At 42.5% G+C, this 12,610-nt stretch carries 12 protein-coding genes, 1 pseudogene and 1 riboswitch; of the genes and pseudogenes, 6 read left to right on the forward strand and 7 right to left on the reverse strand.

Translation table 11 applies throughout. From position 1 onward, the window contains the following. Positions 1–43 precede the first annotated feature (43 nt). Positions 44–892: a pirin family protein gene (locus B7360_RS07975; RefSeq protein WP_085343234.1), complete on the reverse strand. Its 849-nt coding sequence runs from the start codon at positions 890–892 to the stop codon at positions 44–46. A 391-nt stretch (positions 893–1,283) separates the two neighbouring features. On the opposite strand from B7360_RS07975, the gene B7360_RS07980 reads away from it, so the two are divergent. From B7360_RS07980 to B7360_RS08000, 5 genes are all read left to right on the forward strand, one after another. Then, positions 1,284–1,493: a cold-shock protein gene (locus B7360_RS07980; RefSeq protein ID WP_005396336.1), complete on the forward strand. Its 210-nt coding sequence runs from the start codon at positions 1,284–1,286 to the stop codon at positions 1,491–1,493. Positions 1,494–1,733: 240 nt separating this feature from the next. Next, positions 1,734–1,943, forward strand: a complete 210-nt coding sequence (locus B7360_RS07985; RefSeq protein WP_053807947.1) for a hypothetical protein — start codon at positions 1,734–1,736, stop codon at positions 1,941–1,943. 50 nt (positions 1,944–1,993) lie between these two features. Next, complete coding sequence (locus tag B7360_RS07990) at positions 1,994–2,134, forward strand: PA3496 family putative envelope integrity protein (RefSeq protein WP_005396335.1); 141 nt, start codon at positions 1,994–1,996, stop codon at positions 2,132–2,134. Positions 2,135–2,383: 249 nt separating this feature from the next. Further along, positions 2,384–2,483: riboswitch (purine riboswitch) on the forward strand. 89 nt (positions 2,484–2,572) lie between these two features. Further along, positions 2,573–3,586, forward strand: a complete 1,014-nt coding sequence (locus B7360_RS07995; protein ID WP_085343235.1) for an adenosine deaminase — start codon at positions 2,573–2,575, stop codon at positions 3,584–3,586. A gap of 129 nt (positions 3,587–3,715) precedes the next feature. After that, the gene (locus B7360_RS08000; protein ID WP_005396331.1) at positions 3,716–4,189 is read left to right on the forward strand and encodes a peroxiredoxin; all 474 of its coding nucleotides are present in this window, start codon (positions 3,716–3,718) and stop codon (positions 4,187–4,189) included. 50 nt (positions 4,190–4,239) lie between these two features. On the opposite strand, the gene B7360_RS08005 is transcribed toward B7360_RS08000, so the two are convergent. The 3 genes from B7360_RS08005 to yghU form a co-directional block, all read right to left on the reverse strand. Next, positions 4,240–4,647 carry an SPOR domain-containing protein gene (locus B7360_RS08005; protein ID WP_006741205.1) on the reverse strand — a complete coding sequence of 136 codons (408 nt, stop codon included), beginning with the start codon at positions 4,645–4,647 and terminating at the stop codon, positions 4,240–4,242. Positions 4,648–4,861: 214 nt separating this feature from the next. Continuing rightward, positions 4,862–6,031: a D-alanyl-D-alanine carboxypeptidase family protein gene (locus B7360_RS08010; RefSeq protein ID WP_085343236.1), complete on the reverse strand. Its 1,170-nt coding sequence runs from the start codon at positions 6,029–6,031 to the stop codon at positions 4,862–4,864. 1,197 nt (positions 6,032–7,228) lie between these two features. After that, on the reverse strand, positions 7,229–8,086 hold the full coding sequence (gene yghU / locus B7360_RS08020) for a glutathione-dependent disulfide-bond oxidoreductase (RefSeq protein WP_085343237.1): 858 nt from the start codon (positions 8,084–8,086) through the stop codon (positions 7,229–7,231). Between the two features lie 254 nt (positions 8,087–8,340). On the opposite strand from yghU, the pseudogene B7360_RS25375 reads away from it, so the two are divergent. Then, positions 8,341–8,451 (forward strand): annotated as a pseudogene (locus tag B7360_RS25375) (dihydrofolate reductase); the annotation flags it as partial. 130 nt (positions 8,452–8,581) lie between these two features. On the opposite strand, the gene B7360_RS08030 reads toward B7360_RS25375, so the two are convergent. From B7360_RS08030 to B7360_RS08040, 3 genes are all read right to left on the reverse strand, one after another. After that, a complete protein-coding gene (locus B7360_RS08030; protein ID WP_085343238.1) occupies positions 8,582–10,036 on the reverse strand; it encodes a sucrose-6-phosphate hydrolase in 1,455 nt (484 codons plus the stop codon). A gap of 31 nt (positions 10,037–10,067) precedes the next feature. Further along, positions 10,068–10,991: an aminoimidazole riboside kinase gene (locus tag B7360_RS08035; RefSeq protein WP_085343239.1), complete on the reverse strand. Its 924-nt coding sequence runs from the start codon at positions 10,989–10,991 to the stop codon at positions 10,068–10,070. A 165-nt stretch (positions 10,992–11,156) separates the two neighbouring features. Next, the gene (locus B7360_RS08040; RefSeq protein ID WP_048624798.1) at positions 11,157–12,596 is read right to left on the reverse strand and encodes a sucrose-specific PTS transporter subunit IIBC; all 1,440 of its coding nucleotides are present in this window, start codon (positions 12,594–12,596) and stop codon (positions 11,157–11,159) included. Between the last annotated feature and the right edge of the window lie 14 nt (positions 12,597–12,610).

The raw sequence follows: 12,610 nt of genomic DNA on the forward strand, positions 1-12,610 counted from the left end.
GATAACTGCGCTACTCACAGAAAAGGGAATTAGGATATTGATGCTAGTAGGTTTCAAACAATCCTGAATTGTAATCTTGGATTGCTTGTTCTATTTCTTCCATGCTATTCATTACAAAAGGGCCATAGTGAACCACTGGTTCATTGATTGGTTCGCCAATAAAAATCAGAGCACCACTCTCCTTTTCGGCTTGTAATTCAACCCATTCACCTTTCGATAGAATCGCCATTTCGCCTTGATTGATCTCACGATCTTTTACCTGAATACGACCTTTATAAACGTAAATCATCATGTTGTGGTCTTGCTCCGTGGTCAAATTCAAAGCGTGACCAACCATCGCTCTCCAATCGGCCACCGTGGCAGCAACACCTGTTTCTGTTAGAGGCCCCTGAATACATTCGTTGTCTATAGTCAGATGACCAGCAATCAAGCGTACAACGCCCGAGCTTTGAGTTTCGAATTCCGTTATCGTTTCAGGTTGAAATTCATGATATTGAGCCGGTGCCATCTTATTTTTCGCAGGCTGGTTTATCCAAATTTGGAAACCATGCAATTCACCTTCCTGCATAATAGGCATCTCACTATGAATGACGCCTCTTCCTGCCGCCATCCATTGAGCGCCACCAGAACGAAGCTCACCAACATTATCCATGTGGTCACGATGCTGGAAATGACCTTTCAACATATAAGTAAGCGTCTCGATGCCGCGATGCGGATGAGGAGGAAAGCCACCCACATAATCAGCACGGTCGTCAGACTTAAGTTCATCCATCATCAAAAATGGAGAAAAACTCGCATTATTAAACCCTGCTACTCGACGAATTTTCACTCCGTCACCATCAGCAGTGGGTTGTGAGTGAATAAGCTGACGAATTTCTCTGAATGTGCTCATACTATTTCTCCTCGTTTACCTTTGTGGCCGCTTGCAAACCGCATGTTCAGCCATGGCTATCGATATGGTTCTATTTTAGATTGAAGAAAAATAATCATGAGCCTTGCTATTTGAGCTACTTATTCAAATTTTTCGAACAGCCCACTTATCCAAGCTGTCGACATATATTTAAAAATAAGTGTAGCTATTTCCTAAACAAGGTGTATAGTAGGCCTTGGCTCTTAGAAGAGAGCTGTTAATGCAACATTTAGTTTAAGTTTCCTCTCAGTAAAATCTTGAATCCCCCAATTCAGACACCTGCGTACAACTTCCTCTTGATTGAACATTCAATAGCTTAGAAAAGATCCACAAAACAAATTCAAATTTTAATGTTTAATTCAAAGGTATTTTTATGTCTAAAGTAAACGGCTCAGTAAAATGGTTTAACGAAACTAAAGGCTTTGGCTTCCTATCTCAAGACAACGGTGGTCAAGATGTATTCGTACATTTCAACGCTATCGTTTCTGACGGTTTCAAAACACTGACTGAAGGTCAGAAAGTAAGCTTCAACGTAGAGCAAGGTAAAAAAGGTCCTCAAGCGACTGAAGTAACTCCTCTATAAGACTGCTTTTCTTGGTGTAGCATGCCCATGCTGCACCAAATCTCTCTCCTTCAAAAATATTCTCACTTTAATCACTCAGCCTAATATCAGGCATTGCTTTGTGCTACCTAAAATAAATAGGATAGTACTGCTTAATTTATTATTTATAGGAAAAATCATGTCCTCAAAAAGAACAGGCCGTCAAAGGCATTGGTATCAATTACTTAACAAAGACAAAATCACTAAGAAACAGGAGAATAAATGTTAGAAATTGAATTTAATCTAGAACAACCTCACACCTCTTGGAACGCTAAAATACATCAATTAAATGGTGATATTTTACGAAGGCACGTATTACCTAAGCTTCATTCTCATAGCTACATGATCGATTTTGAATATTGTGAGAAAACGCAATCTGGAACTATTCTCTGTGATTCAGGTTCAAAGTTAGGAAGTTTTACTGTTAACTAATTCAGTTTTCATGCATTAATGAATGATGCAACTAATTTGGAAGGTATCCAATGGCTAGAAAAAGTAAGAAGCAAGCAGAAAAAGACAAGAAAGAGTCGGAGCAAAACGCGGCGGCGGTAAAACAAAAAACGCGACGCCGTATAGAAGACATTATGGAACAAAGAGAATTTGACAAGTTATTTGATCTATAAGCTATCCTTGACTCTTTCAATTCTCTCTCTGCTCCATCGTTGTGCAAGGTACCGCCACCTACCTTTGCTCAAACGAAGCCTCACTCTTTTCCTCGCTTATAACAACACGATAAGCCTCGTGCACGCCCAAAAACCAATTTGCTCCTCTATACCCAAGTGACTTATACGGTTGCCAGTTACTTTTCTTAGAAAAACCCTTCGACTACTGACAACTAGGTTATTTGCGTATAGCCAAATTGAGAATTTTGCGTATAATCGCCTCGTTTGCTTCGTATAACCCCAATGATATGGTTTGGGGGTCTCTACCAGTTCCCGCAAAGTGCTGATTACGAAGAGTTGAGATCATCGTGGGTCTTACTCTTTGTGATAGCGTTCGATTTATTCCTATCTATACCTATTCTTAGAGTAACTGCATCCACAATACACATAAGGTGGAATATGAACGCATTTATTCAAGGTCTTCCAAAAGTAGAGCTGCACTTACATATCGAAGGTTCACTTGAGCCAGAACTTCTCTTCAAGTTAGCACAACGAAACGGCATCGACATTCCTTACTCTTCTCCGAGTGAACTACGCAGCGCGTATCAGTTCGAAGACTTACAGTCATTCCTTGACCTTTATTACCAAGGGGCGGATGTTTTGCGTACAGAGCAAGACTTTTACGATCTCACTTGGGAATACTTACTGCACTGTAAAGCGGATAACGTTATTCATACCGAAATCTTTTTTGACCCACAAACGCATACAGAGCGCGGTATTGACTTTGACACCGTTATCCACGGGATCGCCCGCGCACTACAAGATGGGCACGAGAAGCTCGGCATTACTTCACAAATCATTGCGTGTTTCCTCCGTCACCTTTCAGAAGAAAGCGCTATGGAGACTCTGCAAGCCGTTCTGAAACACCGTGATAAGATCATCGGTGTCGGTCTAGATTCTTCAGAACAAGGCCATCCACCAGCTAAGTTCAAACGAGTATTTAAACAAGCGGTAGAAGCAGGCTTACTGACTGTTGCTCACGCAGGTGAAGAAGGCCCCGCACAAAACATTACCGATGCAATTGAAATGCTTCACGTCAGCCGCGTGGATCATGGTGTTCGCTGTGTTGACGATGAAGCATTAGTCGAGTCGTTAATTGAAAGCAAAATGCCACTGACGGTATGTCCATTATCGAACCTTAAATTGTGTGTATTTGACGATATGAAAGATCACAATATTGTCGAGCTACTGCGCAAAGGTGTCGCTGTGACGATTAATTCGGACGATCCGGTATACTTTGGTGGTTACATGGCAGATAACTTTTTAGCCGTCAACAACGCACACCCAATGAGTAAGAATGAACTAGCTCAATTCACAATGAATGCGATTGATGCTAGCTTCATCGATAATGAGTTGAAAGCGAAGTATCGCCATCTCGTTAGTCAATACGTAAGTCAGCATGAAGCGTTGTAATAAAGCCATCAGTGCTAAATCTTGGGTCAAACACTTAGGTGTTAAAACCTTACAAAAGCTCTGTGGTTAACCGCATTTATAAGCGCTAGACTGAGAAAGCTAAACTAGCACACAAAAAGGAATAAAATCATGATTCAACAAGGCCAAGCTCTACCAGTTGCGACTCTAAGCGAATTGACTGCCGATGGTATGGTTAACCACGACGTGACTGAGCTGTTTGCAAACAAGAAAGTCGTACTCTTCGCTGTACCTGGCGCATTCACCCCAACGTGCTCGGAAGCTCACCTACCAGGCTATGTGGTATTAGCCGACGAGTTGAAGGCAAAAGGTGTTGATTTAATTGCGTGTGTTTCTGTAAACGATGCATTTGTGATGCAAGCTTGGGGCGAAGCTCAAAACGCTTCAGAAATCCTGATGTTGGGTGATGGCGACGCAAGCTTTACTAAAGCATTGGGACTTGAAATGGATACCGGTGGCTTTGGTGGTATTCGCTCACAACGCTACGCCATGATCATTGAAAACGGCATTGTGACCAAACTTAACGTTGAAGAACCAAAAGAGTTTGAAGCAAGCAAAGCAGAAACGATTTTAGCGGCGCTTTAAGCTTACCCTTAGATACAAAAACGGAAGCCATCGCTTCCGTTTTTTGTTGGCTAACGCATTCTCACAACACTCGTTTGTTGCTTACGCTGCATTTCCGCAAAAGTCAGCACAAATGGGGATGATTGCTTTACGCGGCTCGGCAGTGAAGAAAGCGCATTGTAGGCATCCTGTTTCGTTTTAAAATCGCCAACAGTTACCGTATACCAACGCGTGCCTCGGCTGTTTTTCCAGTTAACCCAAACCGGATGCTTAGGATCGATATAACGAATGTAATCTTTCACATCTTTTTCTTGCTTTAGCGCGAGTACCTGCATCGTGTAATGGTTTGGGTTTAAATAACCATACGCATCCTGAGAGGTCATTACTCCAACACATTGGCCACTATCGACCTGCTGCTGGTAAGGCATAGCGCAGCCCATGAGCGATAAAATCAATGTCAAAGATAAAATCTTGTGCACGTGTCACTCCATTTTTGTTCTAGTTTCTTTTTTCTCGCACTCAAAAACACAAAAACGCTTCTAATTAGGCGAAAATAGCCCCTTACAAGAAGGTTCGATGTTTTAGCACAACGAGTATTCCAAAAAAGTAAGGCGACCACGTTGGCCGCCTTAGTAAATTGATTTAATAGAACAATAACAAGATAGAGTGATAATGGCAGAAGTTAGCTGTTTTTTAGAGCCAACTCGCGACCAATTGCTTAAACCAGTCTAAAATTCGCTTGAATAAGCTGCCTTCTTCCACTGATTCCAACGCAACAAGTTCGGCCTCATTCACAACTTTACCTTCGACTTTGTAAAGCACTTTACCAACCACTTGTTGTTGAGAAATTGGCGCTACCAAATCGCCATTATATTCAACTTCAGCTTTTAGCTTTTTCACATCCCCTTTTGGTAAAGTGAGATAAACGTCTTTGGCCACGCCTACTTTAAGCTCGTCTTGTTCGCCCATCCAAACTCGAGCGTTCGCAACTTCCGTTCCTGCCTCGGTTGGCATTACCGTATCGTAAAAGCGGAAGCCATAACTTAGCAGTTGTTTGCTTTCGGATTCACGGATATTCTCACTTTTTGCTCCCATCACAACAGCAATTAAACGCATGTCACCTTGAGTCGCTGAAGTCGCTAGACTATAACCAGCACCGCTTGTATAACCAGTTTTCATGCCATCGACATTCATACTGCGATCACGAAGCAAACCATTGCGGTTATATTGCGTAATGCCGTTGTAGGTAAACGAGGTTTCGCTATACAGTGGGTAGATATCAGGTAAGTCACGAATAATAGCTTGACCCAACTTGGCAATGTCATAAGGTGTTGAATATAAACCGTCACTGTCTAGACCATGAGGGTTGGTGAAAGCCGTGTTATTTAATTCAAGCTTAGCAGCCCAACTATTCATCAAGCTTACAAACCCTGACTCACTACCTGCGACATGTTCAGCAATGGCCACACTAGCATCATTACCTGATTGAACAACCAGGCCACGGTATAAGTCAGATAAAGAAACGGAAGTATTGACTTCAATAAACATCTTTGAGGAATCTGGGAAGTTTTTTGCCCAAGCATTTCGGCTAATGACGACCTCATCATCCAAAGTAATATTACCTGCGTTAATTTCTTGACCAGCCACATAAGCCGTCATTAACTTCGTTAAGCTCGCAGGATTTAGCCGTTTATGTGCATCACGTTCAACCAGCACTTTCCCAGTGTGAAAGTCCATCAAAACATAACCACGAGAACTGAGTTCCGGTGCATTTGGCACAACCGTTGGTGCTGCATAAGCCAACGAAGATACAGCAGCGAACCCTGTAATTAACACTGTGTTTAATATAGTACTTTTTCTCATCATGACATCTTATCTTAGTAGCATTTAAGGCTTACAAACGGTACCCGAATGAATTCAAAGCGCAGGGTTACCTAGGTAAAGAGCGAGTATATTGAAACGGCGCTCAGTTACAGCCACCTTGTTACGATTAGTTACTTTTACTCAATGTTTGTCGAGAATAATGAGAGGTAGGTAGAGCTTTCGTCTAGAAAGATGAGACAAGAGGCGAGAAATCATGCCGTTATGCTATGTAATTAGTGTTCAGAGAAAAAACCGTACAAGCCAGATCTAAAACTAAGCTTGTACGGGAAAAGATAGCTAAAAATTTTATCACTATCTAACTAGGGGCAACTAAAAAAATCTACAATTCAATTAATAATCCGAACTAATAATTTACTAACCAATGCTTCATCTCGGTCATAACAACATAATAATTTATTGTCAGAATTTCAGATAAAAATAAAAATTTAATTTATATATAACCTAAATATTATCTATTACTAGACAGGAGAAAAGTATAATTTCCCTTTCTTAAAACTAAGGGAGGCTTTTTTCGATGCCTTTGAGTTTGTATCGTCATCAGTAAACTGAGTGTAACAATGAGGGATAAGGCATCCGGCTTTAGCACGAAAAGATAAGCCACTGTTATTTAAGTTCACTCTCTGCTTTTTTATCACTAAAGACTTTAAATTTCGGTTACCTTCAGTTTGTATAGCAATTCTTTCACGTACCCCAACCCAGTACGAATCAAACGACGACATTATACATATCCTCTTTCATGGTATAAGCAGTTGTAATTAAACATTGCTCAAAGCTAGATGTAGAATTCAGTAAATTATTTAAATTTTATTTATCTATAAATTTTAATTTAAATAGATTAACCTGCACATTCCACACAAAATAAAAGGTTATGTCAAAGATTAATTATCATTAAGTTTATTTATACTAGATATAAAATTAAGTTATAAATTTAAGGTTATCTAAAGTATAAATTTTTAGAATATCATCAGCTAATAGTTAATAGAAATGCAGAGGGCTTGTTGAATATGAAAACGACAAATAGAAGCAAAGAACCATCTATAGATTGAATAATCCTCAACGAGGTTACAATTCAAATAAAAGTAGCGCATCTAGTAAGATGCGCTATGGATTTGATCAGTTTTGGAGTATGAGTTCGGATGAAAACAAACTTACTTGAAGTGACTGAGCCAAGATTGCTTATGGTTTAAGCTTCAATACCTTATCAATATCTTCTGCGCTGTGACGTTCAGGTAACTGCTCCCACTCTTCTCCCCATGAGCGATTCACAATACGACCACGCTGGACAGCTTCTCGCTCATCAATCGCTTTCGCCCAACGTACAACGTTTTTGTAACTCTCCGCATCTAAGAACTCCGCAGCATCATACGCGCGACCCAGTACCAAATTGCCGTACCATGGCCAAGTAGCGATGTCTGCGATACTGTACTCATCGCCTCCTAGGAATTCATTGTTTGCGAGGCGCTTGTCTAATACATCTAACTGACGTTTTGCTTCCATTGTAAAACGGTTGATTGGGTACTCGAACTTCTCTGGTGCGTACGCGTAGAAGTGACCAAAACCACCGCCTAGGTATGGCGCAGAACCTTGCAGCCAGAATAACCAGTTCATTACCTCAGCACGCTTAGCGCCTTCTTTTGGTAGAAAGTGACCAAACTTCTCAGCTAGATAAAACAAGATGTTGCCAGATTCAAACACGTTCACTGGCTCAGAACCCGAACTGTCAACCAATGCCGGAATTTTAGAGTTTGGGTTAACAGCTACAAAGCCAGAACCAAACTGGTCGCCGTCACCAATCTTGATCAGGTATGCATCATATTCTGCTGCCGTTACGCCTGCCGCCAAAAGCTCTTCAAACATGATCGTCACTTTCTGACCATTTGGTGTACCCATTGAGTAAAGTTGGAATGGGTGCTCACCAATTGGAAGCTCTTGCTCATGACGTGCGCCAGAATCCGGACGGTTGATGCTCGCCCACTGACCGCCGTTTTCATTATCGTTTGTCCAAACTTTTGGTGGAATGTATTCGTTAGCCATTGTTATCCCTTATTGTGTTTGAATGCATTATCAAACTGGCAAACTCAGTGCGCCAGCAAGCATGATGAAGTAACCCACCGCATTCGATAAATGGGCATATCCAAGATATTAGGCCGGAATCTTCAAATAAAAGTCCTGACCTTTCACTTAATTAGAACCTTTGGTTATGGGATTTTCTTTCACGCTATAAGGAAAAAAGTTGTGTTAATGTGAGTTAGGTTCGAGATGCTAACAATAATGAGTAAGCCCAACTCGGCGGCGCATCTCTGTTTGGTGATTTAGAACAACCGCTTAACTTTACAGTCACCAAGAGTGAAGTTGTTTTGGATACCTTAGTTCAAACCACTTACGTGCGTGAAAGGTAATCTACCTAGGTAATTTGAACAAAAGAAAAACGCCCTTCATAGAGATATGAAGGGCGTTTTTGATGCCTACTGAGGAACTCTTATATCAAAAGGCACGTATATCAAAAGGCACACCGCTTGATATGACCAATTATAAAGAAGACTCAAACAAGCCTGTAATACCTTTCAAAGGGAAAAGCCTTGCTTGCTCCAACCCTCTCAACGTTACCGTATTGAGGTCATCAATAAAGAAACGACTGGTCATCGTGTGTTTGCCACCATTAATGAAAATCTCGATGACAGAATTGTCGATATATATCTCAATCGTCTGCTTAGCGTCCAATCTTGGTGCTTTTCGAATGCTACCAAATTCTTCTGCGTACAAGTGCGACATGTGACGACGATCCAGCATAAACTCGTGCTCTGTCGCACTAAAGACGATGTTGTCACCTTTGAGGTTACTCAGCTCAAGTTCAAAACCATCACCCACAAGGTCTAATTGGATCAAACAACTTGTGCTTTCCAGTGTATGGGATTGTGCAAAGACCACCTCTTCTTTTCTTAAACTCTCCAGCTCAGGGAGTGGAGTTTGAACAAGAAAACCATCTTTCAACGTTAGTTCTCTAGGAAGAGACAACATTCCTGCCCACTGGTGTGTGACCGATGGTGTGTCGATTTCTGGCAACCCTATCCATGCAATAAGAATGCGACGCCCACTCTCATCTAAATAGGTTTGGGGGGCGTAGAAATCAAACCCATAATCTGGCTGTAAAATATCTTGGTGGTTTTCTAAAGTCATCGACTCTAGGTTCAACTGATCACCCACGATATACGCGACAGAATAGATGTTTTTGAAATCATAAGGATTACTACTGCTCACACCCTGTGGAGAAAACAGCATCACCGATTGACCATTAATCTCAAAGAAATCAGGACACTCCCACATGTACCCAAGGTCAGAAAACTTGGTCTTGATAGGACCTTTATGCTGCCACGTTTTCAAATCTTTGCTTTGATAAAGCGCCATTGAGCCATGCTCAGTTTTGGTTTGAGCACCCACCACCATCAAATAGTCGTCGCCTTTCTTCCAAACTTTTGGATCACGAAAGTGCTCCGTGTAATGTTCGTTCTCAATGACCACACCGTGCTTTTCAATGTTGCCGTCTGAATCCATGGTGGCAAAACACTGTGTTGGGATTCGATTCCAATTTTGGTCACGCTTGTTGCCAGTAAAAAACAGCAAAGCCTTGTTGTTTTCCACCAAAGCGCCGCCCGAATAGACACCATGTGAATCGTAGTCTTGGTCAGGATGAAGACCCACGCCATGATCAGTAAAATAGATGAAGTCTTTAGTAGAAAGGTGATACCAATACTTCATTCCATGGACTGGTCCCACAGGCGTCCACTGGTAAAAGATGTGGTGCTCACCATTGAAATAGCACAACCCATTTGGGTCATTTAACAGCCCAAATCTAGGGGCGATGTGAAAACTAGGAAAGCCTTTATCTTGCTGACGTAAAAGTGTCATTTCTTCGATATCACACTGAGGGATTTGCTCAAGTCGGCGATATCTTTGCTCTACAGTCCAACGGTTGTTTAAGCTCATAATTTTTCTCAACTGAAATTGGATCTGGAGATCATTGCCCAATAAATTGCAGCAATTCTGTCTGGGTCGGAAGCGCAGTCATTGCGCCTTTTTGCGTCGTCGCTAATGCACCACAGCCATTTGCCCATTGAATCGCAGAGCTAACAACAGGATGATTTTTCCAATCGTCATGCTGAGACAGACATGCCAGTAGCCCTCCGACAAAAGCATCACCCGCACCTGTGGTATCAATCGGACTAACGACTTGACCAGTGATCAGCTCACTCTGACTTTCAAAGACGCGCCAAACGCCTTTCGCACCTTGTGTCACCAAGACCAACGCAATATTCAAAGCGGCTATTTGTTGTAAACCCTGTGCCATCGATGTTGAGTCAGTTAAGAACAAAAGCTCCTCTTCAGAGAACTTAACCACATCAGCCATCGCTACAGCTTTCATTACGACAGCTTGGATTTCTGATTGATCTTGCCACACTTCATCACGCAAGTTAGGGTCAAAGCTAATGAAACCACCAGCGGCTTTTGTTCTTTTAATCGCCTCAAATGTGCTGCTTCGACTTGGCTCATTTGCCAGTGAAATCGAGCAAACATGTAGCCAGTCACCTTGCTTAAAGTTTGGGATGTCTTCAACAGACATAAACTGATCAGCGCTCGGTTTTACCATAAACGTAAAGCTGCGCTCACCTTGATCGTCTAAATCCACCACCACTGTTGATGTTCTTTGCTCAGGATCTTTAACGAGAAACTCCGTGCACACGCCCTCTTGATCCAGCGTCGATTGCATGAAGCGACCAAATGAGTCATCCCCCACACGTCCAAAAAACGCACTCTTACCAGATAGACGAGCAATTGCTACGGCGACATTCGCTGGTGCACCACCGGGACATTTGAGTAAAGAAGTCTCAGATTCCGGTATTAGATCGACAACAGCATCACCAGTTACCCACACTTGATTCATCTTGCTTACCTTAAAATTAAAGCCCTGATAGTCCAACGTGTTAAACACATTCACTACCAAGTAAAAATTGAAAAAGGCTAGCCAAACCATGAGTGCTTGGCTAGCACCCCAAACATTTAGGAAAAGAAGTGGATTTTGGGTGACTCCACCCTTCAGGAGTTCAGATTAAGCCGCTGCTTTTTTACCGACTTTAGCGCGGTCACGCATACCAAGAACAATGGTGAGAACAAATGCGGTCAAGAACGCGATCACCATACCCGCGATGTAGTACCCAATCTTATCTGGCGTGATGGAAATGATGCCAGGAAGACCAGCTGCACCCAATGCCTGAGCTTTCACATTAAACATTGTGATGAACGCACTTGATAACGCCGCTGCGCAAACTGCCGCAATAAATGGGTAACGTAGTTTTAAGTTAACACCAAACATGGCTGGTTCTGTAATACCCAGCAACCCCGTAACACCAGATGGAATCGCAATACCTTTCATCTTCTTATCTTTGCTCATCACGCCCACCGCCAACGCTGCCGCTCCTTGAGAAACGTTAGACATCGCCGCAATAGGAAAGATAAAGGTGCCGCCCGTCGTCGCAATATCCGCAAGAAGTTGAGTTTCAATCGCAATGAAGCTGTGATGCATACCAGTAATAACAAACGGAGCATAAATAAGACCAAATACCGCACCACCAACAAAGCCAGCTGTGTTGTATAGCCAGTTCAGACCATCACCCAATAGGAAACCGATATCACGCGTGAACGGACCGACGACAGTAAACGTCAGCAAACCCGCTATGAAAATCGCCAGTAATGGCGTTAAAAGGTTGTCTAAAACAGAAGGTATGACTTTACGTAAGCCTAGCTCAACCTTCGCAAGAATGAATGCCGATACCAAAACCGGTAACACTGAACCTTGGTAACCCACTTTTTGGATTTCAAAACCAAGAATATTCCAAACCGGAATGTTGCCAGACACAGATGCGCCGCCGAATCCCCAACCATTCAGCAAGTCAGGGTGAACCATCAACATACCTAGCGCTGCCCCTAAATATGGGTTACCGCCAAACTTCTTACTGGCTGAAAATGCCAGCAGAATAGGCAGGTAAACAAACGGAGCGTTCGCAAACGTGTTGATCATGTTCGCCAAGTCTGTCAGTCCTGGGTTGGCCTCAATCAAGGATTTACCATCAATAAACAAGCCTTGGGCAGTCAGTAGGTTGTAAATACCCATCAACAAACCGCCAGCGACGATTGCGGGAATGATTGGGACGAAAATATCAGACAGCCCTTTCACCGCGCGCTGAACGATGTTTTGTTTCTCTGCGCCAGCAGACGCAACGTCGTTGGTGGACATTTCACTCATCCCCGTCAACTTCGCCATTTCTGCATAAACTTGGTTTACGATGCCTGATCCAAAAATGATTTGGTACTGACCTGCAACTTTGAACTGCCCTTTTACCCCTTCAAGGCTATCAATCGCTTGTTCATCTATTTTTTGCTCATCTGCAACGGCAAGGCGTAAGCGTGTCGCACAATGCGCAAGTGCGGTGATGTTGCTTTTACCACCTAATAGAGTTAACAACTCTTTTGCTACTGCCGGATAATTCATTTCATACCCCATTG

The sequence above is a fragment of the Vibrio sp. ArtGut-C1 genome, from assembly GCF_002105475.1.
Lineage (GTDB): Bacteria > Pseudomonadota > Gammaproteobacteria > Enterobacterales > Vibrionaceae > Vibrio > Vibrio diabolicus.

Excerpts from the sequence above, each read along its gene's own strand:
- B7360_RS07975 (WP_085343234.1), bottom strand. The coding sequence starts at position 892 with ATGAGCACATTCAGAGAAATTCGTCAGCTTATTCACTCACAACCCACT.
- B7360_RS07980 (WP_005396336.1), top strand. The coding sequence starts at position 1,284 with ATGTCTAAAGTAAACGGCTCAGTAAAATGGTTTAACGAAACTAAAGGC.
- B7360_RS07985 (WP_053807947.1), top strand. The coding sequence starts at position 1,734 with ATGTTAGAAATTGAATTTAATCTAGAACAACCTCACACCTCTTGGAAC.
- B7360_RS07990 (WP_005396335.1), top strand. The coding sequence starts at position 1,994 with ATGGCTAGAAAAAGTAAGAAGCAAGCAGAAAAAGACAAGAAAGAGTCG.
- B7360_RS07995 (WP_085343235.1), top strand. The coding sequence starts at position 2,573 with ATGAACGCATTTATTCAAGGTCTTCCAAAAGTAGAGCTGCACTTACAT.
- B7360_RS08000 (WP_005396331.1), top strand. The coding sequence starts at position 3,716 with ATGATTCAACAAGGCCAAGCTCTACCAGTTGCGACTCTAAGCGAATTG.
- B7360_RS08010 (WP_085343236.1), bottom strand. The coding sequence starts at position 6,031 with ATGAGAAAAAGTACTATATTAAACACAGTGTTAATTACAGGGTTCGCT.
- yghU (WP_085343237.1), bottom strand. The coding sequence starts at position 8,086 with ATGGCTAACGAATACATTCCACCAAAAGTTTGGACAAACGATAATGAA.
- B7360_RS08030 (WP_085343238.1), bottom strand. The coding sequence starts at position 10,036 with ATGAGCTTAAACAACCGTTGGACTGTAGAGCAAAGATATCGCCGACTT.
- B7360_RS08035 (WP_085343239.1), bottom strand. The coding sequence starts at position 10,991 with ATGAATCAAGTGTGGGTAACTGGTGATGCTGTTGTCGATCTAATACCG.
- B7360_RS08040 (WP_048624798.1), bottom strand. The coding sequence starts at position 12,596 with ATGAATTATCCGGCAGTAGCAAAAGAGTTGTTAACTCTATTAGGTGGT.